Genomic DNA, 25,578 nt, shown 5'->3' with positions numbered 1-25,578 from the left:
AAGTCAGGGCGCGAGATTTCGATCTCAACGGCGGGGATGGGCACGACTCTGAAACCCGTTTCCACCATAGCAACCGACTTCAGGGAACAGTTGGCGGTTCCGGTGGCTCGCTATTCTTTGTCTATTCGTGGCGTTGATTTTCCTGAATGCTTGGATTCTTGTTGATTCGAGGCGATCAAGGGGACTCTTTGGACGAAACCTCGATCGGGATGGGAGCCAACTTGGGATGAATTGATCGCAATTTCTGGGCAATCACCGCCCGCTGATTCACCAGGTAAATGCTAACCAGCGTCAGCAAAACACTCGCCGTTTGCACCGTGCTGAGCACTTCCCCCAAAAACCAATTGCCAAACAGGAGGGCAAACACCGGCGTGAGAAAGGTCAAAGCGCTGAGGCTGGTGAGGTTCCCCTTGGAGGCAAAAAAGAAAAAGACCCCATAGGAAACCGCGCTGCCAAAGAGGGTGGAATAGCCGATCGACCCCCAATCGGCCAGGGTCAAGCCTTGCCATTGGTTCACCTCAAATGCTGCCGACAGCCCAAACAGGGGCATTCCGCCAAAGACCATGTGCCAACCCGTGGCCACCACCGGATCCACATACTGGCTCATCGGCCGCACCATCACCGTCCCGATCGCCATGGACAGGGCCGCCAACAGCATCCACCAAAAGCCACTGCCCCAGAGGTTATTCAGCAAGGCCGCTAGCCCCTGCCCGATCGCCCCGGAATCCCAGCCGATCGCCCCGTTTTGCCAGAGCGCTTGCCAGGCCGTGCCGTTCAACAACTGCAAAATCCATTCATCGGGCAGCCCCACACCGGCAATGCCCACCACCCCCAACAGCAGCCCCAACCAACCGAGGGGCCCGATCTGCTCCCGATAGAGCCAGCGGGCCATTAGGGCCACCGCCAGGGGCTGTGAGTCAATGGTCACCGAGCCTAGCCCAGCTCCCGTGCGGGCCAGCCCTTGGGCCAAGAATCCTTGGAACAGGGCCCCATCCACCAGGGCAAAGGCCGCCACCCAGGCCCACCCGACCCAACTGATCGGTTTGAGGCGATCGGTCAGGGCCGCCACCCCCAAAATCAACAACCCCGCTGGCACCAGCCGCAACCCCGCCAGGAAGAAGGGTGTGGTGTGGTCAAGGGTGCCTTTCATGGCCACCATGGCTGTGCCCCAAAAGAAAAAGGGCGAAATCAGCAGCAGCCACCCCCACCAGGATTGCAGCGATGATTGGGGATTGACGGGTTGGGCGGTCATGGCTGGGATCAATCACTTGATCAATAACTTTAAGAAATATTAACTAAACCCTAGAATTGTATCCACTCCTTTGGTGTCGAGACGGCAATTCCCATGTGGCCTTTCAAGCCCAATACTCGTAAACAACTCGCGCGCATTGAAATCTCCGGGGCGATCGCCGGGGGCACTCGTCAACGGGTGCTGAAGGCCCTGAAGGTGGTGAAAGAGCGCAAATATCCCGGTTTGCTGCTGCGGATCGATAGCCCTGGCGGTACGGTGGGAGATTCTCAGGAAATCTACAGCGCTCTGAAAGAATTGGGCGAAACCACCAAGATCGTGGCCAGTTTTGGCAATATTTCCGCGTCCGGTGGGGTCTACATCGGCATGGGGGCGCACCAGATTGTGGCGAACCCCGGCACTATCACCGGCAGCATCGGCGTAATTATCCGAGGCAACAACATTGAATCCTTGCTGGATAAGGTGGGGGTTTCCTTCAAGGTGATTAAGTCCGGGCCCTATAAGGACATCCTGGCGTTCGATCGCCCCATGAGCGACGAAGAACGCCAAATCCTGCAATCCCTGATTGACAGTAGCTATCACCAGTTTGTGCAGACCGTGGCCCAATCGCGAAATTTGCCGCCGGAAACGGTGCGCAGCTTTGCCGATGGGCGAATTTTTACCGGAGAGCAGGCGAAGGAATTGGGCTTAATCGATCGCCTGGGCACGGAAGAGGATGCCCGCCGCTGGTTGGCAGACTTGACCAAGCTGGATCCGGAGAAGGTGGTGGTGCAAACGATCGAGGAGCGCAAACCCCCCTTAGCCCGGTTGCTGAATTCCGATGGCCGGGCCCAGGGGCCGATCGGCCCCTGGGCCCGGCCTCAGGTTGATCGGGCCCTCAGCACCCTGGACTTTGAGCTGGCCACGAACGGTGTTCCCCTCTGGCTCTATCGCCCCTAGACGCACGGCATCCTGGGCGCACAATCGTGCATCCTCCATGCCAAATCGCAATCCGGGTATGGGCGCACCCGCACCGCCTTGCGCCCTCCGGTTACGTCCCAATTACGCCCCAAGTCATTACCGAAAGTCATTACCGAAAAAAGCGGGTTAGGCGATCGCCGCCGTTTGCAAATCCAACACCGTTTGGCGGGCCCAGCGATCGGCCTCCAGGATGTCTTCCAAGGTCGGCTGGGTTCGATTGTCCGCCCGGTGGCGATCGCAAGCCTTTTCAATCAGCTTCGGAATATCCAGGAAATGCACCTTTTCCTCCAGGAACAGGGCCACCGCCTGTTCATTGGCCGCATTCAACACCGCTGGCATGGATCCCCCGGCTCGACCCGCCGCATAGGCCAAATCCATGCAGGGATATTTCGCGCGATCGGGCGCACGGAACGTTAAATCGCCCGCCTTCACCAAATCCAACGTTTCCCAATCCGTATAAATCCGCTCCGGGTAGGACAAGGCATAGAGCAACGGCAGCCGCATATCTGGCCAACCCAACTGAGCCAACACCGATGTATCTTGCAGCTCAATCAGCGAGTGAATAATGCTTTGGGGATGAATCACGATGTCAATGCCGTCATAGTCCATCCCAAACAGGAAATGGGCCTCAATCACCTCCAAGCCCTTGTTCATCAGGGTGGCTGAATCCACCGTGATCTTGCGGCCCATCGACCAGTTGGGATGCTTCAGCGCATCGGCCACCGTCACTTGCGCCAGCCGCTCCACCGGCCAATCCCGGAAGGCCCCACCCGAAGCCGTCAGCAAAATGCGACGGAGGCCCCCCTGAGGTACGCCTTGCAGGCATTGGAAAATGGCGGAATGCTCAGAATCGGCCGGCAACAACTTCACCCCGTGCTTTTGCACCAGGGGCAACACCACCGGGCCACCCGCAATCAGGGTTTCCTTATTCGCCAAGGCGATATCTTTCCCCGCTTCGATCGCCGCGATCGTGGGCAACAGCCCGGCACAGCCCACAATCCCCGTGACCACCACCTCCGAATCCCCGTAGCCTGCCACCTCCACGATGCCCGCTTCTCCGGTCACCAGTTGGGGTTGGGGATCTAAATCCGCGATCGCCCCTTGCAGTTCCGCCAACTTGCTCCCATCCCGCAACGCCACAATTTCGGGCCGAAACTGTCGCACCTGTTCCGCCAATAGGGTCACATTGCTGCCCGCCGCCAGACCCACCACCCGGAATCGATCGGGATATTGGGACACAATATCCAGGGTTTGGGTTCCAATCGAGCCGGTGGAACCCAGAAGAGTAATTGCTTTCACGGTTTCTAAACCCATTTCTTTGAAACTCATTTCTTTGAAACTCATTGATTTTGGAATGGCCCGTTGCGGTGGATGGCTGTTATTTTGAATGGCTGCGGGTGGGTTACTGTGGGGGCTGCTGTGGCGTTGAGCAGATTCCTCCCAATATTAGGATGGTGTGCGCCAGGGGCGATCGCTCGTGTTCTCACGCCCGATAGATGTCCCCGATCTATGTCAAAAAAGGGGGGAATCGATCGCAAAATTCATCCCTCTGTGATCCATCCTCAACGGCGCGAGAGGCTCGGCAATATGCCACTCTTTAGGGGCAAGCCCAACCCGTAACCTCGATGCTGGGCCTTGCTGTTTTTGTGCCATTGCCCGCCTTGTCGCTCGTTTTATCAAACTCCGCATCTTCACAACCCTGCCCTTGTTGCCATGTTGAGCCGTCCCGATTCCAACCCCACGCCCCCACCCCCACCATCAAGGGGGCCGCGGCCATCCCTCCAGCGCATTGCCGCCACCCTGCAACTGGGCGGTTGGATTGGGTTTTGGGTGCAATTAGCCCTCGGGTTAGCCGCCATTTTGTTGTTGCTGATTGCCGTGCCGGGGCTGGCGGGTCAAGGGGCGGCCCAAGGGGTCAGCATCGGCATTTTTTGGGCCACCTGTGGCGTAATTGTGGCGGCATTCAACACGGTTTTATCCTTTCGATATACCCGAATTGCCAAGGGATTAATTCATAAAACCAACGAACCGCAACCCCGCAAAACCGAAACCGTTCAATTGTTGAGAATGGGCATTTATGCGGGCATGATCGGGGTGGTTTTAACCCTGATTGGCTCCGGTGTGGCAGTCTATGTTTTGGTCTCGAAGGCAGTATCCCAGCCGGCCGGGGTAGCCATTACCGACCCCACTAAAATTGTCCGGCCCTTGGATGTGTTTGTGGTGGTGGCTAATTTGGCGGGAATTTCTGCCAACTTTATGGGCATGGTGATTTCCCTGTGGCTCTATGACCGAATTGATCGCCCTTCCAGCTAAGAAACTGATCCATCGAGTAGACGAACAAAAACACTGATTTCATTGAGAAGATTTTTATGGAAAGTGGCATGAATTTGGATTGGCTGTTGGGTGCTTTGGCCGGTGGAATTGTTTTGGGTGGGCTTTGGATGTTGGCCAGTGGAATGAAAGCGATGAATGATGAGCAAAATAAAAAATCCAAATAATCAAGAAGAGTGATCAAGAAGAGTGATCAAGAGGAACGGTTGAGAACAGCAATTCTGAGAAATTGCTGAAAAGTATCCATTTCAATCAATCATTCACTCTAGTCATCAATCTCAGTAAAATTAACACTGACAATCAACAACCCAAAACCATGAGCAACGCTGACAACTTTCGGATTGAGAAGGATTCGATGGGGGAATGGCAAATCCCCGATACGGTCTATTACGGGATTCAAACTTGCCGGGCGATCGAGAATTTCCCCATTAGCGGCCTTAAACCGTTGCCCACCTATGTTGATGCCTGCTTGCTGATCAAAAAAGCCACCGCGATCGCCAATGCAGAGTTGGGCTGTATTTCGGAAGAATTAGGCCAAGCGATCGTGCAAGCGGCCGATGAAATTTTGCAAGGTCAATTGCGCGATCAATTTGTGGTGGATGTTTACCAAGCGGGGGCCGGCACTTCCCATCACATGAATGTGAATGAAGTTTTGGCCAATCGAGCCTTGGAACTGTTGGGCGATCGCAAGGGCAACTATAGCCGCGTCAGTCCTAATGATCATGTGAATTATGGGCAGTCAACCAATGATGTGATTCCGACAGCCATTCGGATTGGGGGGCTGTTAGCGCTCGATCGCACCTTGTTTCCAGCCCTCAAAAAGGCGATCGCTGCCATGGAAGCCAAGGCGATCGCTTTCCAAGAAATTGTTAAATCTGGCCGCACCCACTTGCAGGACGCAGTGCCCGTGCGATTGGGCGAAAGCTTCCGGGCTTGGGCTTATATTTTGCGCGATCATGAGCGACGAATTACCACAGCAGCGGAAGATTTGCGCGTCTTGGGATTGGGCGGCAGCGCTGCGGGAACCGGGATGAACACCCATCCGCAATATCGCTTCCGAGTCGCTGAATTACTCTCAGAATTGATTGGGCAACCCTTGCGATCGGCTCCCCATTTGATGGCGGCCATGCAAAGTATGGCTCCTTTTGTGAATGTGTCCGGTTCGATTCGGAATTTGGCTCAGGATTTGGCCAAGATTTCCCATGATTTGCGCTTGATGGATTCGGGGCCCAAAACCGGATTTAAGGAAATTCAATTGCCGCCTGTGCAGCCAGGATCGTCAATCATGCCGGGTAAATATAATCCGGTGATGGCGGAGATGACTTCAATGGTTTGTTTCCAAGTGATGGGCTACGACCAGGCGATCGCCCTAGCAGCCCAGGCGGGGCAACTGGAATTGAATGTGATGATGCCGTTGATTGCCTACAATCTGATTCAAAGTATTGAGATTTTGGGCAACACGATCGCCGCTTTGAGCGATCGCTGTTTGGTGGGCATTGAAGCCAATCCCGATCGCTGTTTGCACTATGCCGAGGGAAGCTTGGCCCTGGTGACGGCGCTGAATACGCACATTGGCTATTTGAATGCCGCTGCGATCGCCAAAGAATCCCTAGAAACGGGTAAATCTCTGCGCCAATTGGTTTTGGAAAAAGGGCTAATGGATGAGGCCCAGTTGGCGGAAGTGTTGGATTTGGAAACCATGAGCCAAATGCCGAATCCAACGGCCTAGGGTTTGAACGGCTCGATCGCCCAAATTGTGCTAATTGTGCTTTGGGTGGCACAATTGGCAGCCCAGTTTTGAGCAAAGTTGCTAGCGGTGCGATCGAGCCGTTTAGATGATTATCCTGGATGATTACCAAGGCTAAGTTACCTCGGCCCTGATTGACAAATTCTGGTGATTCCGGTGATCAACTGCGGTGATCAACTTCGGTGATCAATGTAGGTTTTGAGTCATGCTTCTAGTTTCTAAAATTAGGTAGATTAACCGTGGATCCAAAGGCGATCGAGATTTATTTTCCCTGCCGACAATTTACAAAACCAACCGGCGGCGTACAGATGATCTATCGCCAGGTAGATTTGTTGAATCAGTCGGGATTTTCCGCAGCGGTTTTGCACAGAGAAGCGGAATTTCGTTGTCAGTGGTTTCCCAATGAAACACGCATCCTCGGTGGAATTTTGACCATTAACCCCGATCGCAGCATTGTGGTTGTGCCCGAGGTCTATGAACAGGCGGAATATGCCAAGCTGCCCAAAGATATTCCCTTTGTGATTTTTAATCAAAATGTCTATTACACATTTGATAAATTTTCAGTGAATTTTGAAGAAGAATATTTGCCCTATGCTGATCCGAATTTATTAGGCGTGATTGTTGTTTCTGAAGACAGCAAAAACTATATTCAAACGGCTTTCCCGCAAGTTAAGGTTTACCGAGTTCGGTGTAGCGTTGATCCGGAGCTGTTTTATTTTCCTGAGCGAAAGACCAATCAAATTTGCTTCCTGGCGCGCAAAAATTTCATGGATGTTCAGCAGGTTTGCCAAATCTTGCGCCATCGCGATCGGCTCCAGGGATTTCAATTGGTGCGAGTGTTGGATTTGCCGCAGGCGAAATTAGCAGAAATGATGCGAAATTCGGCAATTTTTATGAGTTTTGGTGATCCAGAAGGGTTCGGCTTACCGGCGGCGGAAGCGATGGCGGCGGGCTGTCTCACGGTGGGTTATCACGGCCGCGGCGGGCGGGAATTTTTCAAGCCGGAGTTTTCTTACCCGATCGAGCGGGGCGATATTTTAGGATTTGTCCAGGCGGTTGAGCAGGCGATCGATGATTGGGTTAACCGTCCCGAGGCCACAATCGCCAAGGTCAAACAAGCATCGGCCTATATTCGCAACACCTATTCTTTGGCTAATCAAACGGATGATGTGGTGGCAGCTTGGTCAGCCATCCTAGGGCGTTTTCCGGGGCAATCTTTACCCAAGCCCCCTAATGTCAGTCAACCAACCCAGGATTCCAGTCAACCAACCTATGATTTAAATCAGGCGATTGCTCCGCCCTCGATTATTTTCTAACCCCATTTCGACCCTTAATTTCGATCATTTCGATCCCTCTTTTCAACCATTGCCCCCCAAAACACCAGGAGAAACGCCGATGGTTCCCGTTAGCTTGCTCAGTGCCACTAGCTATGATTTGGATCTGTTGCGCGAAAAAGTTGTGGCCCTGTTGGAACCCTTGGGCGGGATGGCGGCCTTTGTGCAGCCGGGCGATCGGGTGCTGTTGAAACCCAACCTCCTGACCGGATCGCGACCCGCCAAAGAATGCACGACCCGCCCCGAGTTGGTGCAGGTGGTGGCGGAGTTGGTGTTGGCGGCCGGTGGGCAACCCTTTTTGGGCGACAGTCCCGCCTTTGGCAGCGCGGCCGGCGTGGCCAAGGCCAACGGCCTGGCCCCGATCGCCCAACGCTTGAACATCCCGATCGTGGAATTTCGGGGCCAACGCTACGACAGCCTCAGCGGCGAATTTGGTCACTTGCGCTTGAGCAAGGAAGCGATGGATGCAGATGTGGTGATTAATTTGCCCAAGGTGAAATCCCACTGCCAATTGACGATTACGCTGGGGGTGAAGAATCTGTTTGGCTGCGTGCCGGGCAAGCTGAAGGCCTGGTGGCATTTGGACGCGGGGAAAGACGTGGCTCGGTTTGGGCGCATGTTGGTGGAAACGGCGCGGACAATCGACCCCGACTTGACGATCATGGATGGAATCATTGGCCATGAGGGCGACGGCCCCAGCAACGGTGAACCGCGCCTGTTGGGGGTGTTGGGTGCATCGGCTAATGTGTTTGCGCTCGATCGAGCCTTGGCGGACATCTTGCAGGTGGATCCGGCAACCGTGCCCACCTTGGCGGCGGCGGGAGCCTTGGGTGTTTGTCCGGCCCCGGAACAGGTGACCTATCCTTTGCAGCGGCCGGCGGACTTGGCGATCGAAGATTGGCGCTTATCCAGCTTCCTGATGCCGATCGATTTTGGGTTGCCTCGGGTGATTCGTTCTACCTTCAAGCACCTTTACATCAAGCTGTTTAAGGAACGCTTTGCCCCGGCGGAAACTTCGGTGCGATCCTAAGCTATTCCTAGTAGCCTGGCTGCCTTAATTCGCTGGGTTAAATGACATGGCTGTCACCGCCACCTGATCGTTAAGCAGCAAGATGCTCAAGCCCCTTGTTACCACGACTGACTCCGCAACTTTGACCCAATGTATTAAGCCTGTCATGCTACTAGCCGTCCTTTAACACCGCTAGTTTTTGGTTGTTTTCTGGTTTTTCTCTGGTCTTTGCCAGTTGTTGCATGGCTCCTTTTGCTGACGAAACCCTGCTGTTTGAACCCGCTGAACCGTTGCCCCAGGCCCTGCCCACGGTGTTTGCCTTTCCGAACACCTATTCCGTCGGCATCACCAGCTTGGGCTATCAGGTGGTCTGGGCGATGTTGGCGGCGCGGCCAGAGTTGGCCGTGGCACGGTTGTTTACGGATGCACGGGAGCCATTGCCCCGATCGCCCGCCCTGGTGGGGTTTTCCATGTCCTGGGAACTGGATTACGTCAATGTGATGGCGTTGCTGGAGGATTTGGACTTGCCGCTCCATGCGGTCGATCGCACCGACGAGCACCCGATCGTGTTTGGGGGCGGGCCGGTGCTGACGGCGAATCCCGAACCCTTTGCGGCCTATTTTGACGTGGTGCTGTTGGGTGATGGAGAAATTTTGATCGATGCCCTGGTGAATAGGCTGCTGGAACAGCGCGATCGCCCCCGGGCCGATCGATTGGAAGCCCTGGCCCAAGTGCCGGGTCTGTATGTGCCGCAACTGTACGCCGTGGAGTATCACGACCCCACGGGCCCGATCGCCGCCATTCGCCCCCTGAGCGATCGGATTCCCGCCACCGTCAGCAAGCAAACCTATCGCGGCAACGCCCTTTCGGTGTCCACGGTGGTGACTCCGCGTGCCGCCTGGGAAAACATCTTCATGGTGGAAACGGTGCGCAGTTGCCCGGAACTGTGCCGGTTTTGCTTGGCCAGCTATCTCACCCTGCCCTTTCGGACGGCGGACTTGGAAGGCTCCTTGCTGCCGGCCATCGATCGGGGACTGCAAGCCACCAACCGAATCGGTCTGCTTGGCGCTTCGGTGACCCAACATCCTGAATTTGACAGTCTGCTCGATCGCCTGGCCGGAACCGCCTACGAACAAGTGCGGCTCAGTGTGGCTTCGGTGCGCACCAACACGGTCACGGAAAAGCTGGCCCGCGTTTTGGCCAGCCGCGATTGCAAATCGATCACCGTGGCCGTGGAAAGCGGTTCGGAAACGGTGCGACAAATCATCAACAAAAAGTTGGCCACTGAAGCGATCGAACAGGCCGCCGTGAACGCCAAAGCGGGCGGCCTCAGCGCCCTCAAGCTTTATGGCATGGCCGGCATTCCCGGAGAAATCCCCGACGACATCGAAGCCACCGCGGCCATGATGCTGCGGCTCAAAAAAGCTGCCCCGGGCCTGAAATTAACCCTTGGTTGCAGTACCTTTGTGCCCAAAGCCCACACTCCCTTTCAGTGGTTTGGGGTGAATCGGGATGCGGAAAAGCGATTGAAATTGCTGCAAAAGCGCCTGCGTTCCAATGGCATTGACTTCCGCCCCGAGAGCTATAACTGGTCAATTATTCAGACGCTGATTTCCCGGGGCGATCGCCGGTTAACCCCCCTGTTGGAACTGGTGCGAGCCTATGGGGCGGGCGACACGGACAACCCCGATCGGGTATCCCTGGGCAGTTACCGGCGAGCCTTCAAGGAACTGCGCGATCGAGTGCCCCCGCTGGATCATTATGTGTTTCGCAACTGGGATTTAGGGGAAGTGCTGCCCTGGGAACATCTCCATGGGCCCTTGCCCGCCGCCACCCTGAAAAAACACCGAGCGGAAGCCGTGGCCCTAATGCCCGATGCTGCCGTGATTTCGCCGTGATTTCGCCGTGATCGTCCTTGCCTGGATTTTGTTTGGACTAGCGATCAATCAACGATGGGATCACGACTCCCTTGCTGCTTCGTTGCCGAACATTGCGGGTTGTTGATTTTCCGTTACCGGGAGCGATCGCCCATGAAACAATAAAAACCGCACGTCAATGCTCAACGCCCGCCTGTTGCCATGACCCTCGCCTCATCACCCTCCGAATCCGGTCAAGCACCCCTCGGCCACAAAAAAGCTCGCGCCCTCAAGCCCGGTAGCCGTCGCCCCGCCAAGGATTTGTGCAGTGAATGCGGTCTGTGCGACACCTACTATGTGCATTACGTCAAAGAGGCCTGCGCCTTCATTAATCAACAGATTGCCGAGCTGGAAACCCAGGCCCACGGCCGCAGCCGCAATCTGGAAGTCGAAGATGACATCTACTTCGGCGTGCATCAGGAAATGATGGCCGCGCGCAAAACCGAGCCGATCGAGGGGGCCCAATGGACTGGCATTGTTAGCTCGATCGCGATCGCCATGCTCACCAGCGGCAAAGTGGAGGGGGTCGTCTGTGTGCAAAACACCCCGGAAGACCGCTTCCAACCCCAACCGGTGATTGCCACCACCCCCGAAGAAATCTTGGCCGCCCGGGTGAACAAACCCACCCTTTCGCCCAACCTGTCCGTTTTGGAACAGATTGAACAATCGGGCATGAAGCGGTTGTTGGTGATTGGGGTGGGCTGCCAAATCCAAGCCCTGCGAGCTGTCCAAGACAAGCTAGGCCTCGAAAAGCTCTATGTGCTCGGCACGCCCTGCGTGGACAACGTGACCCGGGCCGGCCTGCAAAAATTCCTCGACACCACCAGCCGATCGCCCGACACCGTGGTCTATTACGAGTTCATGCAGGATTTCCGCGTGCATTTCAAGCACGAAGACGGTTCCACGGAAACAGTGCCCTTTTTTGGCCTGAAAACCGATCAATTAAAGGACGTGTTTGCCCCCTCCTGCATGACCTGTTTTGATTACGTCAACTCCCTCGCGGATTTGGTGGTGGGCTATATGGGTGCGCCCTTTGGTTGGCAGTGGCTGGTGGTGCGCAATGAAACGGGCCGCGAACTGTTGGAAATGGTGCGCGACCAAATTGAAACCCAACCGGTGATGTCCCAAGGGGAGCGTCGGGCCGCCGTCCAAAACAGCATTCCCGCCTACGACAAGGGGGTCACGATTCCCATGTGGGCGGCTAAGTTGATGGGTTTGGTGATTGAGCGGGTGGGGCCCAAGGGTCTGGAATATGCTCGTTTCTCGATCGACTCCCACTTCACGCGCAACTATCTCTATGTCAAGCGCCACTACCCTGAAAAGCTAGCGGAGCATGTGCCCGCCTATGCCCAAAAAATTGTGGAGCAATACCAATTACCGGACTAGAACCGATCATCGGATAGTCTGAAATCCTGATTCCACCCTGACGTGATCGCGAGAACAAGGGACTTAAGAGCCGGTGCGCAAATTTCTATCCAACTTGGGGGATGGAGACGACGAACCCGTGTTGTGGGCAGCTCTGCTTCGATATGGAGACGACGAACCCGTGTGTTTCTGGGTTGTGGGCAGCTCTGCTTCGATGCGGTGGATCGATCGCCTGAACCAGCGCCACTTGGGAGCCACCAACACCCGATAGCGATTGCCCACCTTCAGCCGATCGAACGGGGTTTCGAGCGGCAGCCAATCCCCACGCTTGGGCCCCTCAACCCACAGCTTTTCGCCCGTCTCGATCGTCACCCGATATCGATATCGGTATTCAGTCACCCGGCGCGATCGCTTCACGGTTTTGCCGTTTTCTTCAACGGTTTCCTGCTTCGAGGTGCGATACCGCTTCAGCAATCGTTCTTTGGCCACCACGGCGATCGGGATGGTTTCCCCGGCCAGTGCGAAATAGCTGAACTGCAACCCCCCCAGCAGCACACTGAGCAGGATAAGCGCGATCATGCCGCGCCCATATTTGCGAATGAAGGGATGGTCGGTCAGCCAGGCGATCATGGTTAATCCCAGAGTGAGGGGGACTGGCTCAGGGGTTGGTGGGTGCTTGGTTCGGAATCAACAGCCGCAGGGTTGAAAAGCCCAAAACCAGCAGGAATAACACTAGCCCGATCGCGCAGGCATAGCTCATTTCTAGGTTTTCAAAGGCCTGTTCATAGAGGTAATAGACCACGGTTTTGGAGCTGCTGCGGGGGCCGCCTTGGGTCATGATGAACACCTCTTCAAAGACCTTGGTGGCGGAAATGGCGGAAATGGTGGCCACCAACAGCCAGTAAGGGCGCATCAACGGAACTGTAATATCCCAATGTTTGCGCCAACCATCGGAGCCATCGAGGGCGGCAGCTTCGTAAAGGTCGGCGGGAATGGCTTGCAGTCCGGCTAAATAAACCACCATGTAATAGCCGAGGCCTTTCCAGACCGTGACGGCCATCACGCTCCAAAGGGCCCATTGGGGACTGGTCAGCCAGGGAATGGGACGAGAAACAAGGCCAAGGCCGGTGAGCAGTTGGTTCAGCAGGCCATTTTCCGCATACATCCAATTCCAGGCAATGCCGGCCACCACGCTCGACACAATCACGGGCACATAATAGGCGGCACGAAACCAACGGATCCCCGCTAATTTTTGGTTCACCAAAATGGCCAAACCCAAGGGGGCGATCGTCAGGATGGGGACGACGGTTAATAGGTAGACGATCGTTTGGCCCAGGGTTTTCCAAAACAGCCGATCGCCCCACAGGCGCAGGAAGTTAGCCCCGCCCACCCAGCGCGGCGCTTCGGTCAGGTCGTAGTCATAGCGCGTGAAGCTGAGGTAAAAGGCTTGCAAGGCCGGGTAGAAGGTGGTGATGGTCAAGACGACCAAGGCCGGCAGCAGGAATAGATAGGGCGTGAGCAGGGCCCATTGGCGATCGCTCAGGGATTTGCGGGGTAACTGGAACATGGGCAAGGTTCCCAGTATGTGGACTGTTGAATTGAACTGAATTGAACTTCTAATTTTTCGTTTTTACCAACTGCTTGCCTTTTACCTTTTGCCTTTTACCTTGTGTTCTTTGCCTTGTGTTCTTCGCTTGTTAACTAACGCACCAAAGGCGATCGCTTCCGTTTCAAAATTTCCCCATAGAGGGCTTCGAGTTGGTTGAGGTTGCGATCGAGGGTGTAGCGTTCCAAAACACGCTCCCGGGCCCGCTGGCCCAGCAAGGCGGTGATTTCCTCATGTTCTGCCAGCATGGGCAGCAAGGTTCGCAATTGTCCATAGACTTTTTGCGGATTGAGGCGAATTCCGGCTCCCTGTTCGATCGCCTCGCCATCGGCCCCCACCTCCGTGGCCAGGCAAGCAACCCCGCAGGCCATCGCCTCCAACAACGAGAGGGACAACCCTTCCACTAACGAGGGCAGCACAAACACATCGGCGGCCCGCAAGATGTCGATCCGGCGACTTTCGTTAGCCACATAGCCCATCCATTCCACCCCATGCTCGGGGCCGTAGAACGTTTGGAGGGAGGCTTTCAGGGGGCCGCTGCCAACAATCGCCAGTTTGCAATGGCTGGGCATTTTCGCTTTTTTCCAAGCCTTCAGCAGGGGTTCAACGTTTTTCTCTTGCGCCAGACGGCCCACATAAACAAACAGGCGATCGCACCCCAATTCCCGTTTCACAGGCGAGGGGCCGGGGGCATATTTGAGCACATCAACTCCATTGGGAATCACCGCCACTCGATCGCCCTCAACCCCCAACTTAATCAGCATGTCGCGCTGAATTTGAGAGAAGACGATCGTGCAGTCATAGCTAGCTAAAAAGGGTGCATAGAGTTGATAGGTTAATTGTTGAGTGCCGGAGGTGAAATTACGCAGTTTTTGATCGAAAGCAGGGTGAAAGGTGGAAATTAGCGGCAATTGTAATTCGTCGCAAATTTCTGGCAACACAAAATCCAACGGCGAAAGGGTCAAGGATGCATGGAGCAAATGGGGACGCAACCGGCTGAGAGATTGCGTCAAAACTTTGCTGGCCCCAAAGGTGGGCAACGTATAAATTTGGGATTTATAGAGATAGGGAAGCGGGACTTCTTTCACATCCCGCTGCGCTTCGTCTTCGGTTTCTTCTTCTTGGGCAAAGTGTAAAAAGCTCACCTCATGGCCCCGATCGCGTAATGCGTTCGTGATCTCTCGGCTGTAGGTGACGTTGCCGCAAAATGGAGATCGTTTACCCAACCAAGCGACGTGCATGGAATCCGAAAACCTGAATTAGCGAAAATGATTGGGCTAATGAATTGGTGAATTCACCCAATCAAGAGGAACTCAACAACGGAAATTTAACAGCAGAGATTTAAAAACAAGAGTTCAACAGCAAGAATTCAGCAACACAAATTCAACAACACAAATTCAACAACACAAACTCAGCAACACAAATTCAACAACAAGATGCATACCGGGAGAATGCTTAGGTCGATCGCGGCAAACTCGTAACGGAAATATACCAGGTTGCTACGCCGCCTGCGATTGCCAGAACGGCCAACAACAGCAACACCGCAGGCAACCCCCAATAGGCTTCGGCCACGCTGGAGAGGGCCAGGGGCAAACTGAGGGCCACGTTCACGGCGTTGTTTTGTAAGCCAAAGACTTTGCCGCGCATTTCCTCGGGGGTTTCGTGCTGGATGGTGGTTTGCATGGGGATGCCCACGAAGGCGGCGGCGGCTCCCAAACAGACGATCGCGGTCACTGCGCCCCAAAGATGGGTGGTGGTGCTGGCGAGGGCTACGAGGGCCGCTCCCATGCCAAAGGAACCGAAGAGGGCCGATCGGGTGTAGGGCCAGCGGCTGCCAAATTGACCCAGCAGCAAGGCTCCCACCCCCAAGCCCGCACTCCCAGCCGCCAACAGCAGCCCAAATTGGGAGGCTTTGATGTTGGGGATCACTTCCGCCATCCGCACGGCCAAAACCGCCAGGGCCGCGAAGATCGAAAACAGGATCGTGAGTTGAATCAGGGCGTTGCGGATCACGGGGCGATCGAGCAGGTAGCGAAACCCATCGCGCAAATCTTCCAGGACGTGGGGACGTTCGATCGTGTGGTCTTCGGGGGCTTCGCCGGTTTTCATCCACAGCAACAGAGCACCCGCGATCGCGTAGCTGCCGCCAATTAGCAGTTCTTGGCCCAGGTTTTCCCCCAGCCCCCAACGGGCAACCAGATGATTAGCCAGGGCCAGCAGCGGTTCCCCCACGGCAAACCCGACGATCGTGGAGGCCATCATGGTGGTGGTGTAGAGGGAGTTGGCCGACAGCAGGTGTTGCGGCGGCACGATCAGGGGAATGGTGGCTTGCTCGGCGGGGGCAAAGTATTGGGTGAGGGTGGAAACGCAAAAGGTCATGGCCAACAGGGCCCCAAAGCCGATCGGGATGCCCATCACCTCCGGGCCGTCGGCCGTCAGGGCCAACACCACCGGCAAGGCCAACACCAACAGCCCGCGCACCACATTGGTGACCACCAGCACGGTTTGTTTTTGCCATCGATCGACATAAATTCCCGCCAGGGAACCGAACAACACCGCCGGAATCGTGAAGGCGATCGTGATGGCGGAAACCCAGCCGCTGATGGTTTGGCCGGGTTCTTGGAACCGGGCAGCCACGATCGCGATCGCCATGATCAGATAAACCTTATCCGCCAGTTGCGAAAACACCTGCCCACTCCACAGGGCCAGGAAGTTGCGATTTTTCAGCACCGGCAAGAATCCCGTTTCTTCGGAATCGGCGGGGGCGGGTTCGAGTCCTTTTTCCTTGGCCAGGCGAGCTGCCTCGATCGCTGCCTGGTCATGGCCCGCCCCATGCAGCACCAGTTCAGCCAACTCGTCCACCTCTTCCGTGAGCCGTTTTTTCAGGGGCAACGGTTGGGGGGCCGGCTGGCTCTTGTGCAGTTCCGCTGGGGGCGTGTCGGGTTGGGACGAAGTGGGGGACATGGGCGATCGGGGAAAAGATGGCAAGCGATGGAATCGAGTCGGCAACGGGCCCTAAACCGGTGGTTTGTGGAGAGTTACACCAAAGCAGGCGGGGCCAGGGCCGTGTTCAGGTAGGTTTCCAGGGATTTGGCCGATCGAATCCCCTGTCCAAAATGATATTGGGCATAGTGCCGTAACAGACGCTCCAGCCGCTGCCAATGGCGCAGGGGATCGGCCAAGGTTGTCCGATCGCCCGGTGGTGACGCTGCAAATAAATCATTTAGGCTTTGCCACTCGGTGGCCGTTAAGCGCAAGGGCGAAAACTTGACCGAGACTCCCGAACTGGGCAGCACTCGTGTGGGTTGTCGCGCCGCCAACCAGGCCATCGCCTCCGGATTGTCCAGGGCTGCCAGGTCGATCGCCCCGCCCGCAGCGGCACTGAATCCCACCCGCCAATGGGGATCTGTCCAATCGGGGGCGATCGGGCGTTCCGTTAGATTGCATTGGCCCAACTGCGGAGCCACCCCCGCCACCGCCAACAGGCGACCAATCCCGGCGCAGAGGATTGGCAACAACTGACCCAAGGCCACCACCCGATCGCTCGGTAAAGGCAGCGCCTCCAATGCATGAAGATCCTCATTCAGGGTGGTGAACAGATCCGGTTGGGGATGGCCATCCAACGCCTGAGCCAAGGCCAACTCGGCCCAATATTGAGCCGTCATCAGCTTCCCCAAATCCCTTGTTAGGCCCGCATAGGCCGTGATCGATTGGGCTTGGGCAATGCGATCGAGACTGCGCCCTCGGCCCACCAACAGCTCATTCACCACAAACAAATTGCTGCGGCCCCCAATTTTCGATTTTGGCTTGCGTGCGCCGGGGGCCACCGCCCGAATTAACCCAAATTCCAAGGTCAAAATTGTGAGCAACAGATCCGACTCCCCCAAAGGCACGCCCTTGAGGTTAATGCCCGTCGCCTGGTAGGTGCGGGAATGGTTCATGCGGTGGGCGGCTCCTCCGTTTCAGCAGCCCAACCGGCCGAGCGATCGCGTCGCAAGAAGTCCACCCCGCGTGATGTGCCCAAACGAGTGGCCCCGGCTTCAATTAGGGCGATCGCCTGATCCGTGGTGTGGATGCCGCCGGCCGCCTTAATCCCAATCCGGCCCCGGGTCCAATCCTTCAGCAACCGCACATCCTCGATCGACACGCCCCCATTCCAGCCCGTGTGGGTTTTCAGGAATGCCGCCCCCGCATCCATGGCAATTTCCACCGCCAATTGTCGCTCTGCCGACTCCAGCAGCGACCACTCCAAAATTACCTTCACCAACGCGCTGGCGCTGGCCATCTCCACAATTTCCGCAATTTCCCGATGCACCGCGTCAGCCGCACCGGCCTTCAGCCAACCCAAATTCAGCATCACCTCCAACTCCCGCGCCCCCTGCTCCAGGGCTTCTTCCGCCTCTGTGCATTTGGTTCGGGTGGTGGTGGCTCCGGATGGAAACCCGATCGGGCAAATCACCACCGGTCGCCGATTGTGCAACAACGACACCGCCTGGCGCACGTGGGTGGGCATCACACAAACGCCCGCAAAACCGAAGCGATCGGCCTCTGCGCACCACTGCTCCACATGCTGCGGCCCCGCCGCCGGGTGCAACAGCGCATGGTCAATGTGTTGGGCCAGGTCAATGGTTTCAGCCAGACGCTGATTCGTCTGTTCGTCAAAAGCGAGGGTCATCAAGGTTAATCCACGTTAATCCACTGGATCCACCGATCCAAAGGTAGGGCCACAACGGTCAGGATTTCCCTATTTTGTCGCAGATTTGGTGCGATCGGGCCGCCCCAGCCCCATCACCCGCTGGCCTCATCCTGATCGGGCGATCATTCAACCTACATTTCGGATTCAGTTGGTTTGCTCCTCAGCAAGGGGTTAAATCCCAATCGATAAGGTCACAATTCCTAGTGATCTCGATCAATATCCCAAGCGGTCGCAATTCCCTATACTTCTCAGACCTCATTAAAACTCGAAGTTGACGCGTGAATCGGCACTCAAAAATATCAACACTGACAATGACTTGACCGTTCACTAATCAGCCTTGTCAACTGCTCGATCGCGCTTATCCTCTTGGCCAGATCAGTCCAAGATTGACTGATCAATCATTCACAGATCAGCAATTCACGGATCAATCGCCACGGATCATCCTGAATTCTCATGCTAGCTGATGAACAACCAAGAAACCCAAGGTAGCTTTCGATCACAGCCCTGGCTGGCTGCTGAATGATCGCTCAAGTTATCGTTGCCCAAAAAATAATTTGAACCCAGAATTCAAATCATTAACAACAGCAACTCTAATGATTGCCAAAATATTAGTCTAGGTTTAATTCGAGATAAAAATCTTAAAAATTTTCTTGTAGATTTTTATTGCTTCGCTTTTTGTGCAAGAAGGTCGATTTTTATACATTGTCCGTGTATTCTTGTATATTGAATATGTTTCTACACGTAGTTTGTGATCTGCATCTCTTCTCATTCTGGATATTGACTGACAAATTTTTGCTGCCTGTTGAAGTGAATTGGCTACGGACGTTGATTGTTTAAGCCCCTACCGACAGAATCAAGCCCCTAACCATGATTCATCTGTCAACGCTTTTTCGAGTTTCCCAGGCGATCGCTCGCACCATTGAAATCAACGAGCTGCTACAAGTGTTGTCCAGCCATGTTCTGGAATATTCAGGAGCAGAAAAATGCGCTCTCCTTCTATTGCAAGACGGTGAGTGGGAACTGCGAGCCTTGGCAGATTCTCGAGGGGTGCAGCTAACAACGCTGCCTCTTGTATATAGTCAAGATGTGCCCAGTAAGCTCATTCAATACGCAGAAACGCACCTAAAACCAATTGCCATTGAAAACCTTTGCACTGATTTGCCTGTAATTGGCAATTATTTAAAAATTCATCGCCCTCAAAGTTTGCTTTGCTTGCCATTGCTGAACCAAGAGACTCTGTTGGGCATTTTATATCTGGAACATCGATCGGCTCAGGGACTCTTTACGGACGATCGGTTCATGGTTTTGGATTGCTTGGCGAACCAAGCCGCGATTGCCCTAGATCATGCAAGGCTTTACCAAACCGTGCAACGCAATGAATCTCGTTTGCGTGCCGTGTATGAGTCTAATAATGATGCAATTATGCTCCTGAGCGAAAAGTGCTTTGTGGATTGTAATTCGGCAACATTGGCTATCTTTAAGTGCCCAGCAAAATCAGAATTTTGTGGTAAGCATCCTTCGCAAATTTCTCCGGAATATCAACCCAACGGGCGCTTATCGAGCGAGGCCGCGACTGATCATATTGTGACGGCACTCACCCGGGGCTATGACCGTTTTGAGTGGCAACATTGCCGCTGGGATGGCTCGGAATTTATTGCCGAAGTGCAGCTCTGCCGAATGGAAATAGATGATCAGGCAATTTTGCAAGCGATCGTCCGGGATATTAGCGATCGAAAGGCCGTGGAGGCGGCCATTCGCCAAAAATCTGCAGAACTGGAGCAGGCACTCTTGCAACTGCAAAAGACACAATTGCAACTGGTGCAAATTGAAAAAATGTCGGTTTTGGGAAATTTGGTAGCAGGGGTAGCCCACGAGATTAATAACCCGATCGGGTGCATTGTGGGCAATGTTAGCGTTATGCAGAATTACGTCATCGACTTGATGGAAACTTTGAATCTCTATCAAACGAATTTCCCTGAGCCGGGCATCACGATTGAACAGCAATTAGATGCGATCGACCTGGACTATTTGCGGCAAGACGCGCCGGATGTGATGCAAGCCATTAAGGATTCGGGCGATCGAATTGCTGCCATTAGCCAGAGTTTGAGAATATTTTCGCGGACAGATGGGGCTGAAAAGCAACCTTTTAATGTGCATGATGGGCTTGATAGTACGGTCTTGATCTTGCGACATCGGCTCAAGTCCAATGAGCAACGACCGAAAATTGAAGTAGTGACCCACTATGGCCAATTGCCGGAAATTAACTGCTTTCCGGGGCAGCTCAACCAGGTTTTTATGAATATTTTGGCCAATGCAATTGACGCGATCGATGAATTGAGCGAAGGCAAAAGTTTTCAAGAATTAGCCCAATCGCCGCACCAAATTACGATTAGCACAAGGGCGATCGAGTCGGGGATTCAAATTATGATTGCGGATGATGGGCCGGGGATGCCCCCTGAGGTTCAACGGCGCATTTTTGACTATATGTTCACCACCAAAGAAGTGGGCAAAGGAACCGGCCTAGGGTTGGCTATTGCCCATCAAATTGTGGTGGAAACCCATGGCGGGGCGATCGATTTGCAATCCCAAGTGGGCGAAGGCAGCACATTCACGCTCACTTTGCCCTGTTGAACGCCGGGCAAAAGGCTCGATCGAGAACTGAAGAGAATGCCTGAATGGGTCTGAGCTGCGGGGCGATCGGCAGAGGCTAAGCCGCAGGGGCGGGGGTGAGTTGCCCTTGCTGAAGCTGCCAACAGCGATCAGCCACATCCAAAAGATCACTGGGATCATGGGTGACCACCAACAAAGTCCAATGGGCCTTCAATCGCGACAGCAAACCGGCCAACTGTTGTCGCATGGACCAATCCAACCCGGCGGTGGGTTCGTCCAACAGCAAAATGCTGGGTTGGCGAATCAGTTGCACCGCCAGAGCCAAGCGCCGTTGCTGGCCACCACTGAGGGTGTAGGGCGAGATATTCAGGGCCAACTGTTCCAACCCCACAGCGATCAGAGCCTCGTGAATTTGCTCTGAATTAATTTCCGGGTGACCTAGCCGCAATTCTTCGAGCACGGTGGAGCCGCAAAAATGCCGCTCAGGAAATTGAAACACCAACCCCGCTAACTGTTGCAGGGACTCGGGAAATAGGGGGCGATCGCGCCACAGCACTTGTCCGCTGGTTTGGCTGGCCAAGCCGGCCAAGATTTCCAACAGGGTGCTCTTGCCGGAACCGCTGGGGCCAATCACCAGGGTCAGTTGTTGGGGAACCAATTCCAGATTCACTTGGTGCAAAATGGCCTTGGCGGCGGCGGCGGGGTGATAGCTAACGGAGTCCAAACGCAGCATGGAAGAAAGGGGGCGCGGAGGTGGATCGGGCCCTATTGTAGGGGGCTAATCAACGGCTCGAATGAATGATTCAACGCATGTTCGATTGTTCGATCCGATATTTCGATACGTTCAGGAGTGATGGTTATGGATCTCGGCCGCTTTGTTGCTCAAGGGCGATCTCCTGTGGTGGCCGATCGCGCTCGAAAGCGATCGACTCGGCCCCGCCTGTCCCGATCGCTGTCAATATCAATGGCTTGGCTGGCTGGGGCGATCGGGCTGTTCTGGGGCTGGTGGGCTTTGCCGGCCGGGGCGGATCCGTTCCGATCCCAGAATCCTCGCCCCGTGGGCGATCGGGCTGAGGCGGCCTTCGTCATGCTGTTCAAAAATGGTAATTACCCCGCGGCCCGCCGTTTAGCCCAAGAGGCGATCGCCCAAGAACCCCAAGAGCCTTTGGGCTATGCCTTAGCCGGTGCATTGGCCTATCTCGATGGCCAGTGGGATCAGGTGCAAACCGCCGCCAATCAGACCCTTGCCGCTGCCAACACCCTCAAAACCACTGATGCCCTGCGCGGTAACCTCTACATCGGCGTGGGACATTTTCTGGAAGGGGCGTTTATTGTGTCCGAAGGTGGTCGCGGCCCCCTCCAAGGTGCACCAGAAGCCTTGGCCAAACTGTCCCAGGTTAACGAAGCTTTGGATGCAGCGGCGGCCATCAGTCCCAACGATCCGGAACTGAACTTGATTCGGGGATCGCTGGATGTGTTGTTGGCGGATAATTTGCCCTTTGGCAATGTGGATGGGGCTGTGAACTCCCTCCAGCGGGGCAGCCCTGACTATGTGGTCGATCGCCTGTTGGCGGCCATTTACCGCCGTCGCAAAAACTTTTCCCAGGCGATCGCCTCAGTCGATCGCGCCTTGGCCAAGAGTCCCCAAAATCCCGACCTTTGGCATTTAAAAGGGCAAATTCTCTACGAACAAGGACGCAGCAGCCAAAATCTTGATTTGCTGAAGCAATCGGAAGCCCTGTTTTTGCAGGTGTTGGCCCAGCGGGAGCAAATGCCCCGCGCCGTGATTCGGCACTTGGAAAAAAACGAGTTGCGGCGAGTGCAGCGGGAAATTCGCAACCTGCGCGGCTAATTTGGGCCCCTGATTGGAATCAGTAAACCTCTTTCACGAAAACCCCTTTCTTCCAGATCGGCTGATCAACGATCATCTTGTAGGTTGAGTTGAGGCACGAAACCCAACAGCAACAAGGCTTGCAGTGATCGAGTTGGGTTTCGCAAAGCTCAACCCAACCTACTGGAGAACTTCGGTGGTTTGGTTAGGGCTGGAATCCCCATGCCTTTAGAGAGGATGTCAAAAAAAGAAGGGGCCGAAGCCCCCTGCTGAATGGGTACTGAAGCCTGAATCTTGCTGAAATCTTGCTGAATTGATGATTTGCACCAGATCGATCGACCTGTTTGGGCGATCGAATCAGCCTTAGCGGCGACCCATATCCCTGGCCATATCTTTGAAGCCATTCAGGCTGGGGCCCGGACGACGACGCGGCGTGTTGCTGGGCACAAACTTCGATGCAAAAGCCGTTTCCGGCGGCAGGGTTACCGGGGCCGGAGCGGGCTTAGGTGGCTCGGGCGGCTTGGCCGGGGCTGCGGGGGCTGCGGCCTTGGCTGCTTTAATGCTGGTTTTGGTGCTCTTGGGAGCTGGGGCCGGAGCTTCCGGAGCGGCGGCCACGGGGGCTGCCGGTTCCGCAACCACAGCGGGGGCTTGGGGAGCCGGGGCGGCCGGGGTGCTGTCCCCCGTACCTTGTGCATCACCAATTTCCAAGAAGAAAGCGTCTTTTTGGGAACCGAAGAGGTTCTTCAGGGGGCCGATCGGCATGGTTTCGTCGTCAGGTGAGTGGTGGGGTTTTAGCCGTTGCGAGAACCGTTGCGGGATTGATGAGGCGATCTCAAGTGAGACCTCGCCCTGACGCTCCACACAGGAAGTGGCTCTGGGGCAAGGTTCAGGGTTGATCGCCAAGACAGCAATTGGGCCGGCTGCTCATTCACCGGTAAAGGCGGTCTTTACAGACTAGGTACAATTGCTTACAAAATGCAATGTTTCGCAACACTTGTTCTCAGCATTGTATCTGTCCTCGGTTCGATCGACGAGGGGCCGTGGATGATTGTCTGGAATTGATGTTTTGATCGCTGGTGTTTTTACGTTTCGGATCTTTTGGATTTTTGGGATCTCGACGTTCACGGAGCGTCGCTAGCGAGTGAGGCGACGTTCGATCGCGTCGGCCACCGCCGTGGCCACCGCAACCCGCGCAAAGTACTTATCCTCTGCGGCAATCAAAGTCCAAGGGGCCAAGGGCGTGTGGGTTCGTTGCACCATTTGGTTCACTGCCACCGAATACAGGGGCCACCGCTCCCGATTGCGCCAATCCTCGTCAGTGAGTTTGTATTGCTTGAAGGGATTGTCTTTGCGTTCCTGGAACCGGCGCAGTTGTTCTTCTGGGCTGATGTGCAACCAAACTTTCACCAGCACCATGCCACTGGACATTAGTTGGCTTTCAAATTCATTAATTTCCTGATAGGCCCGTCGCCACTCCGTTTCGGTGGCAAATCCTTCAATTCGTTCCACCAAAACCCGCCCGTACCACGATCGATCAAAAATCCCGATCGTGCCCGCCGCCGGTAACCAGCGCCAAAATCGCCATAGGTAGTGGTGCGCGCGTTCCTCCGCCGTGGGGGCCGCAAAGGCATGAACCCCATAGCTGCGGGGATCCAACATGCCCGTTAACCGCGAGATGGCTCCCCCCTTGCCCGCCGCGTCCCAACCTTCAAACAACACCAACACGGGTAACCGTTGGCGATGGATTTGCATTTGCAGCGATCGCAGCCGGGCCTGCTGTTCCGCCAGTTTCCGTTCATATTTACTGCGAGACAGGGCTTGACTGAGGTTCACCCGTGCCAGCAAGTCCGGTTCACCGGGATGCAACTCCGCTTGGGCCGGCAGGGCGGGCGGGGGAGAAGCCTGGCTGCGTTGGCGATCGAGTGCTCCGGCAATGGTGGCAATGGTTTCGCTCAACACTTTGATCACCGCCCAGCGGCGGCTGTTGCCTTCCACCAAAGTCCAAGGAGCTGCTCCCGTGCTGGTTTCCGCCAGCATCGCTTCCGCCAAGTCCCGATATTGGCGATAGTGCTTGGCCTGTTGCCAATCTTCCGGTCGCACCCGCCAAGCCTGAAAAGGATCCGCTTGGTATTTTTTCAGGCGCTTTTTCAGCTCATCACGGCCGAGATGAATAAAAAATTTGGCGATCGCCGCGCCTTCATCCGCCAACTGTCGCTCAAAGGCATTCACTTCCCGGGTGGCTTCGGGAAACTGTGGATCCGGCAGCCGGCCAAACAGGCGATCTTCCAGCAGGTGGCTATACCAACTGTGATAGAACAGCCCGATCGTGCCCGCTTCCGGCAACCGCAACCAAAAACGCCGCAACCAGGGAAATCCCAGCTCATGGGGTTCTGGCGGAAAAATTGGATGTACTTGAAAGCCGCGTGGATCCAAGGAGTCGCGCAATTCCTTGACGATCGCCCCCTTGCCCGCCGCCGCCCAGCCTTCCAGGGCAATAATCACCGGTAATTGGGCTTCCCGACAGTCCGCTTGGAGCGATCGCAACTGAAGAGCCAAGCGATCGCGCTCTGCGACATAGGTGGCCTTATCCAGCTTCAGGCTGAGATCCAACATGTCCAGCATGGCTTGTCCTCCAGGCGAGCAGTGGCACGAAGCAACGGCAGCAATCACGGTGCATGGCGGGCAGTAACGGAGCCTGATGCACAATCACCTCCATCGCCAACCCCAGCAGCGCGGCCTTGCGCTTACGGCCATCAATTGCCACAACCTTAGCGATTGCTGTTCCGGTCTGCTGCAAAACGTAAAGAAGACTTTAGTCGAGCAACTCCTCAGCCCGATTGTCATCCATCCAAATTGCCGCGAAAACGGCCGCAATTTGCCGAAAACAGCCCGATCGACAAGAGTTCGATCGGCCCACTTGGCAG

The 25,578-nt window shown here is 55.3% G+C and carries 20 protein-coding genes; 9 read left to right on the top strand and 11 right to left on the bottom strand.

Annotation, left to right across the window (positions count from 1 at the left end; all coding sequences use genetic code 11):
* Positions 1-175: 175 nt before the first annotated feature.
* Positions 176-1,252: a DMT family transporter gene (locus H6G52_RS08785; RefSeq protein ID WP_190527784.1), complete on the bottom strand. Its 1,077-nt coding sequence runs from the start codon at positions 1,250-1,252 to the stop codon at positions 176-178.
* A gap of 93 nt (positions 1,253-1,345) precedes the next feature.
* On the opposite strand from H6G52_RS08785, the gene sppA reads away from it, so the two are divergent.
* Positions 1,346-2,188, top strand: coding sequence for a signal peptide peptidase SppA (gene sppA, locus H6G52_RS08780; RefSeq protein WP_190527782.1), 843 nt, complete (start codon positions 1,346-1,348; stop codon positions 2,186-2,188).
* A 147-nt stretch (positions 2,189-2,335) separates the two neighbouring features.
* Here sppA and dxr read toward each other — a convergent pair whose 3' ends face one another.
* Positions 2,336-3,508 carry a 1-deoxy-D-xylulose-5-phosphate reductoisomerase gene (gene dxr, locus H6G52_RS08775; RefSeq protein ID WP_190527901.1) on the bottom strand — a complete coding sequence of 391 codons (1,173 nt, stop codon included), beginning with the start codon at positions 3,506-3,508 and terminating at the stop codon, positions 2,336-2,338.
* A 414-nt stretch (positions 3,509-3,922) separates the two neighbouring features.
* Between dxr and H6G52_RS08770 the strand changes: the two genes are divergently transcribed.
* The 6 genes from H6G52_RS08770 (at position 3,923) to H6G52_RS08745 (ending at position 11,932) form a co-directional block, all read left to right on the top strand.
* Complete coding sequence (locus H6G52_RS08770; RefSeq protein ID WP_190527780.1) at positions 3,923-4,522, top strand: DUF3611 family protein; 600 nt, start codon at positions 3,923-3,925, stop codon at positions 4,520-4,522.
* 334 nt (positions 4,523-4,856) lie between these two features.
* Positions 4,857-6,269: an aspartate ammonia-lyase gene (locus H6G52_RS08765; protein WP_190527778.1), complete on the top strand. Its 1,413-nt coding sequence runs from the start codon at positions 4,857-4,859 to the stop codon at positions 6,267-6,269.
* A gap of 257 nt (positions 6,270-6,526) precedes the next feature.
* A complete protein-coding gene (locus tag H6G52_RS19075) occupies positions 6,527-7,603 on the top strand; it encodes a glycosyltransferase (RefSeq protein ID WP_190527775.1) in 1,077 nt (358 codons plus the stop codon).
* Between the two features lie 79 nt (positions 7,604-7,682).
* A complete protein-coding gene (locus H6G52_RS08755; RefSeq protein WP_190527773.1) occupies positions 7,683-8,651 on the top strand; it encodes a DUF362 domain-containing protein in 969 nt (322 codons plus the stop codon).
* A 221-nt stretch (positions 8,652-8,872) separates the two neighbouring features.
* Positions 8,873-10,528 carry a radical SAM protein gene (locus tag H6G52_RS08750; RefSeq protein ID WP_190527771.1) on the top strand — a complete coding sequence of 552 codons (1,656 nt, stop codon included), beginning with the start codon at positions 8,873-8,875 and terminating at the stop codon, positions 10,526-10,528.
* A gap of 180 nt (positions 10,529-10,708) precedes the next feature.
* Positions 10,709-11,932 carry a Coenzyme F420 hydrogenase/dehydrogenase, beta subunit C-terminal domain gene (locus H6G52_RS08745; protein ID WP_099535028.1) on the top strand — a complete coding sequence of 408 codons (1,224 nt, stop codon included), beginning with the start codon at positions 10,709-10,711 and terminating at the stop codon, positions 11,930-11,932.
* A 63-nt stretch (positions 11,933-11,995) separates the two neighbouring features.
* On the opposite strand, the gene H6G52_RS08740 is transcribed toward H6G52_RS08745, so the two are convergent.
* From H6G52_RS08740 to deoC, 6 genes are all read right to left on the bottom strand, one after another.
* Positions 11,996-12,541 carry a hypothetical protein gene (locus tag H6G52_RS08740; protein ID WP_190527769.1) on the bottom strand — a complete coding sequence of 182 codons (546 nt, stop codon included), beginning with the start codon at positions 12,539-12,541 and terminating at the stop codon, positions 11,996-11,998.
* Positions 12,542-12,569: 28 nt separating this feature from the next.
* The gene (locus tag H6G52_RS08735; RefSeq protein ID WP_099535027.1) at positions 12,570-13,478 is read right to left on the bottom strand and encodes a carbohydrate ABC transporter permease; all 909 of its coding nucleotides are present in this window, start codon (positions 13,476-13,478) and stop codon (positions 12,570-12,572) included.
* A gap of 134 nt (positions 13,479-13,612) precedes the next feature.
* Positions 13,613-14,758, bottom strand: a complete 1,146-nt coding sequence (locus tag H6G52_RS08730; protein WP_190527767.1) for a glycosyltransferase family 4 protein — start codon at positions 14,756-14,758, stop codon at positions 13,613-13,615.
* A 214-nt stretch (positions 14,759-14,972) separates the two neighbouring features.
* The gene (locus tag H6G52_RS08725) at positions 14,973-16,481 is read right to left on the bottom strand and encodes an MFS transporter (protein ID WP_190527764.1); all 1,509 of its coding nucleotides are present in this window, start codon (positions 16,479-16,481) and stop codon (positions 14,973-14,975) included.
* 74 nt (positions 16,482-16,555) lie between these two features.
* A complete protein-coding gene (gene recO, locus H6G52_RS08720; RefSeq protein WP_190527762.1) occupies positions 16,556-17,458 on the bottom strand; it encodes a DNA repair protein RecO in 903 nt (300 codons plus the stop codon).
* Entirely contained in the window at positions 17,455-18,192 is a 738-nt protein-coding gene (gene deoC / locus H6G52_RS08715) for a deoxyribose-phosphate aldolase (RefSeq protein WP_190527760.1), read from the bottom strand. Before deoC ends, recO begins: the two co-directional genes overlap by 4 nt.
* A gap of 888 nt (positions 18,193-19,080) precedes the next feature.
* Between deoC and H6G52_RS08710 the strand changes: the two genes are divergently transcribed.
* A complete protein-coding gene (locus H6G52_RS08710) occupies positions 19,081-20,844 on the top strand; it encodes an ATP-binding protein (protein ID WP_190527758.1) in 1,764 nt (587 codons plus the stop codon).
* A gap of 76 nt (positions 20,845-20,920) precedes the next feature.
* Here the strand turns inward: H6G52_RS08710 and H6G52_RS08705 are convergent, their stop codons facing one another.
* A complete protein-coding gene (locus tag H6G52_RS08705) occupies positions 20,921-21,556 on the bottom strand; it encodes an ABC transporter ATP-binding protein (RefSeq protein ID WP_190527756.1) in 636 nt (211 codons plus the stop codon).
* Between the two features lie 126 nt (positions 21,557-21,682).
* Between H6G52_RS08705 and H6G52_RS08700 the strand changes: the two genes are divergently transcribed.
* Positions 21,683-22,675, top strand: coding sequence for a Sll0314/Alr1548 family TPR repeat-containing protein (locus tag H6G52_RS08700; protein ID WP_190527755.1), 993 nt, complete (start codon positions 21,683-21,685; stop codon positions 22,673-22,675).
* 342 nt (positions 22,676-23,017) lie between these two features.
* On the opposite strand, the gene H6G52_RS08695 is transcribed toward H6G52_RS08700, so the two are convergent.
* Positions 23,018-23,416, bottom strand: coding sequence for a hypothetical protein (locus H6G52_RS08695; protein WP_099535019.1), 399 nt, complete (start codon positions 23,414-23,416; stop codon positions 23,018-23,020).
* Positions 23,417-23,788: 372 nt separating this feature from the next.
* Positions 23,789-25,276, bottom strand: a complete 1,488-nt coding sequence (pap, locus tag H6G52_RS08690) for a polyphosphate:AMP phosphotransferase (protein WP_099535018.1) — start codon at positions 25,274-25,276, stop codon at positions 23,789-23,791.
* Between the last annotated feature and the right edge of the window lie 302 nt (positions 25,277-25,578).

Origin of the sequence: Limnothrix sp. FACHB-881, from assembly GCF_014698135.1 — a bacterium.
Classification (GTDB): domain Bacteria; phylum Cyanobacteriota; class Cyanobacteriia; order CACIAM-69d; family CACIAM-69d; genus CACIAM-69d.
This window is presented reverse-complemented; position numbering and strand designations above follow the sequence as displayed.

Bases quoted from the DNA above. Each gene is read 5' to 3' on its own strand.
- H6G52_RS08785 (WP_190527784.1), bottom strand. From the start codon at position 1,252: ATGACCGCCCAACCCGTCAATCCCCAATCATCGCTGCAATCCTGGTGG.
- sppA (WP_190527782.1), top strand. From the start codon at position 1,346: ATGTGGCCTTTCAAGCCCAATACTCGTAAACAACTCGCGCGCATTGAA.
- H6G52_RS08770 (WP_190527780.1), top strand. From the start codon at position 3,923: ATGTTGAGCCGTCCCGATTCCAACCCCACGCCCCCACCCCCACCATCA.
- H6G52_RS08765 (WP_190527778.1), top strand. From the start codon at position 4,857: ATGAGCAACGCTGACAACTTTCGGATTGAGAAGGATTCGATGGGGGAA.
- H6G52_RS08755 (WP_190527773.1), top strand. From the start codon at position 7,683: ATGGTTCCCGTTAGCTTGCTCAGTGCCACTAGCTATGATTTGGATCTG.
- H6G52_RS08750 (WP_190527771.1), top strand. From the start codon at position 8,873: ATGGCTCCTTTTGCTGACGAAACCCTGCTGTTTGAACCCGCTGAACCG.
- H6G52_RS08745 (WP_099535028.1), top strand. From the start codon at position 10,709: ATGACCCTCGCCTCATCACCCTCCGAATCCGGTCAAGCACCCCTCGGC.
- H6G52_RS08740 (WP_190527769.1), bottom strand. From the start codon at position 12,541: ATGATCGCCTGGCTGACCGACCATCCCTTCATTCGCAAATATGGGCGC.
- H6G52_RS08735 (WP_099535027.1), bottom strand. From the start codon at position 13,478: ATGTTCCAGTTACCCCGCAAATCCCTGAGCGATCGCCAATGGGCCCTG.
- H6G52_RS08730 (WP_190527767.1), bottom strand. From the start codon at position 14,758: ATGCACGTCGCTTGGTTGGGTAAACGATCTCCATTTTGCGGCAACGTC.
- H6G52_RS08725 (WP_190527764.1), bottom strand. From the start codon at position 16,481: ATGTCCCCCACTTCGTCCCAACCCGACACGCCCCCAGCGGAACTGCAC.
- recO (WP_190527762.1), bottom strand. From the start codon at position 17,458: ATGAACCATTCCCGCACCTACCAGGCGACGGGCATTAACCTCAAGGGC.
- deoC (WP_190527760.1), bottom strand. From the start codon at position 18,192: ATGACCCTCGCTTTTGACGAACAGACGAATCAGCGTCTGGCTGAAACC.
- H6G52_RS08710 (WP_190527758.1), top strand. From the start codon at position 19,081: ATGATTCATCTGTCAACGCTTTTTCGAGTTTCCCAGGCGATCGCTCGC.
- H6G52_RS08705 (WP_190527756.1), bottom strand. From the start codon at position 21,556: ATGCTGCGTTTGGACTCCGTTAGCTATCACCCCGCCGCCGCCGCCAAG.
- H6G52_RS08700 (WP_190527755.1), top strand. From the start codon at position 21,683: ATGGATCTCGGCCGCTTTGTTGCTCAAGGGCGATCTCCTGTGGTGGCC.
- H6G52_RS08695 (WP_099535019.1), bottom strand. From the start codon at position 23,416: ATGCCGATCGGCCCCCTGAAGAACCTCTTCGGTTCCCAAAAAGACGCT.
- pap (WP_099535018.1), bottom strand. From the start codon at position 25,276: ATGCTGGACATGTTGGATCTCAGCCTGAAGCTGGATAAGGCCACCTAT.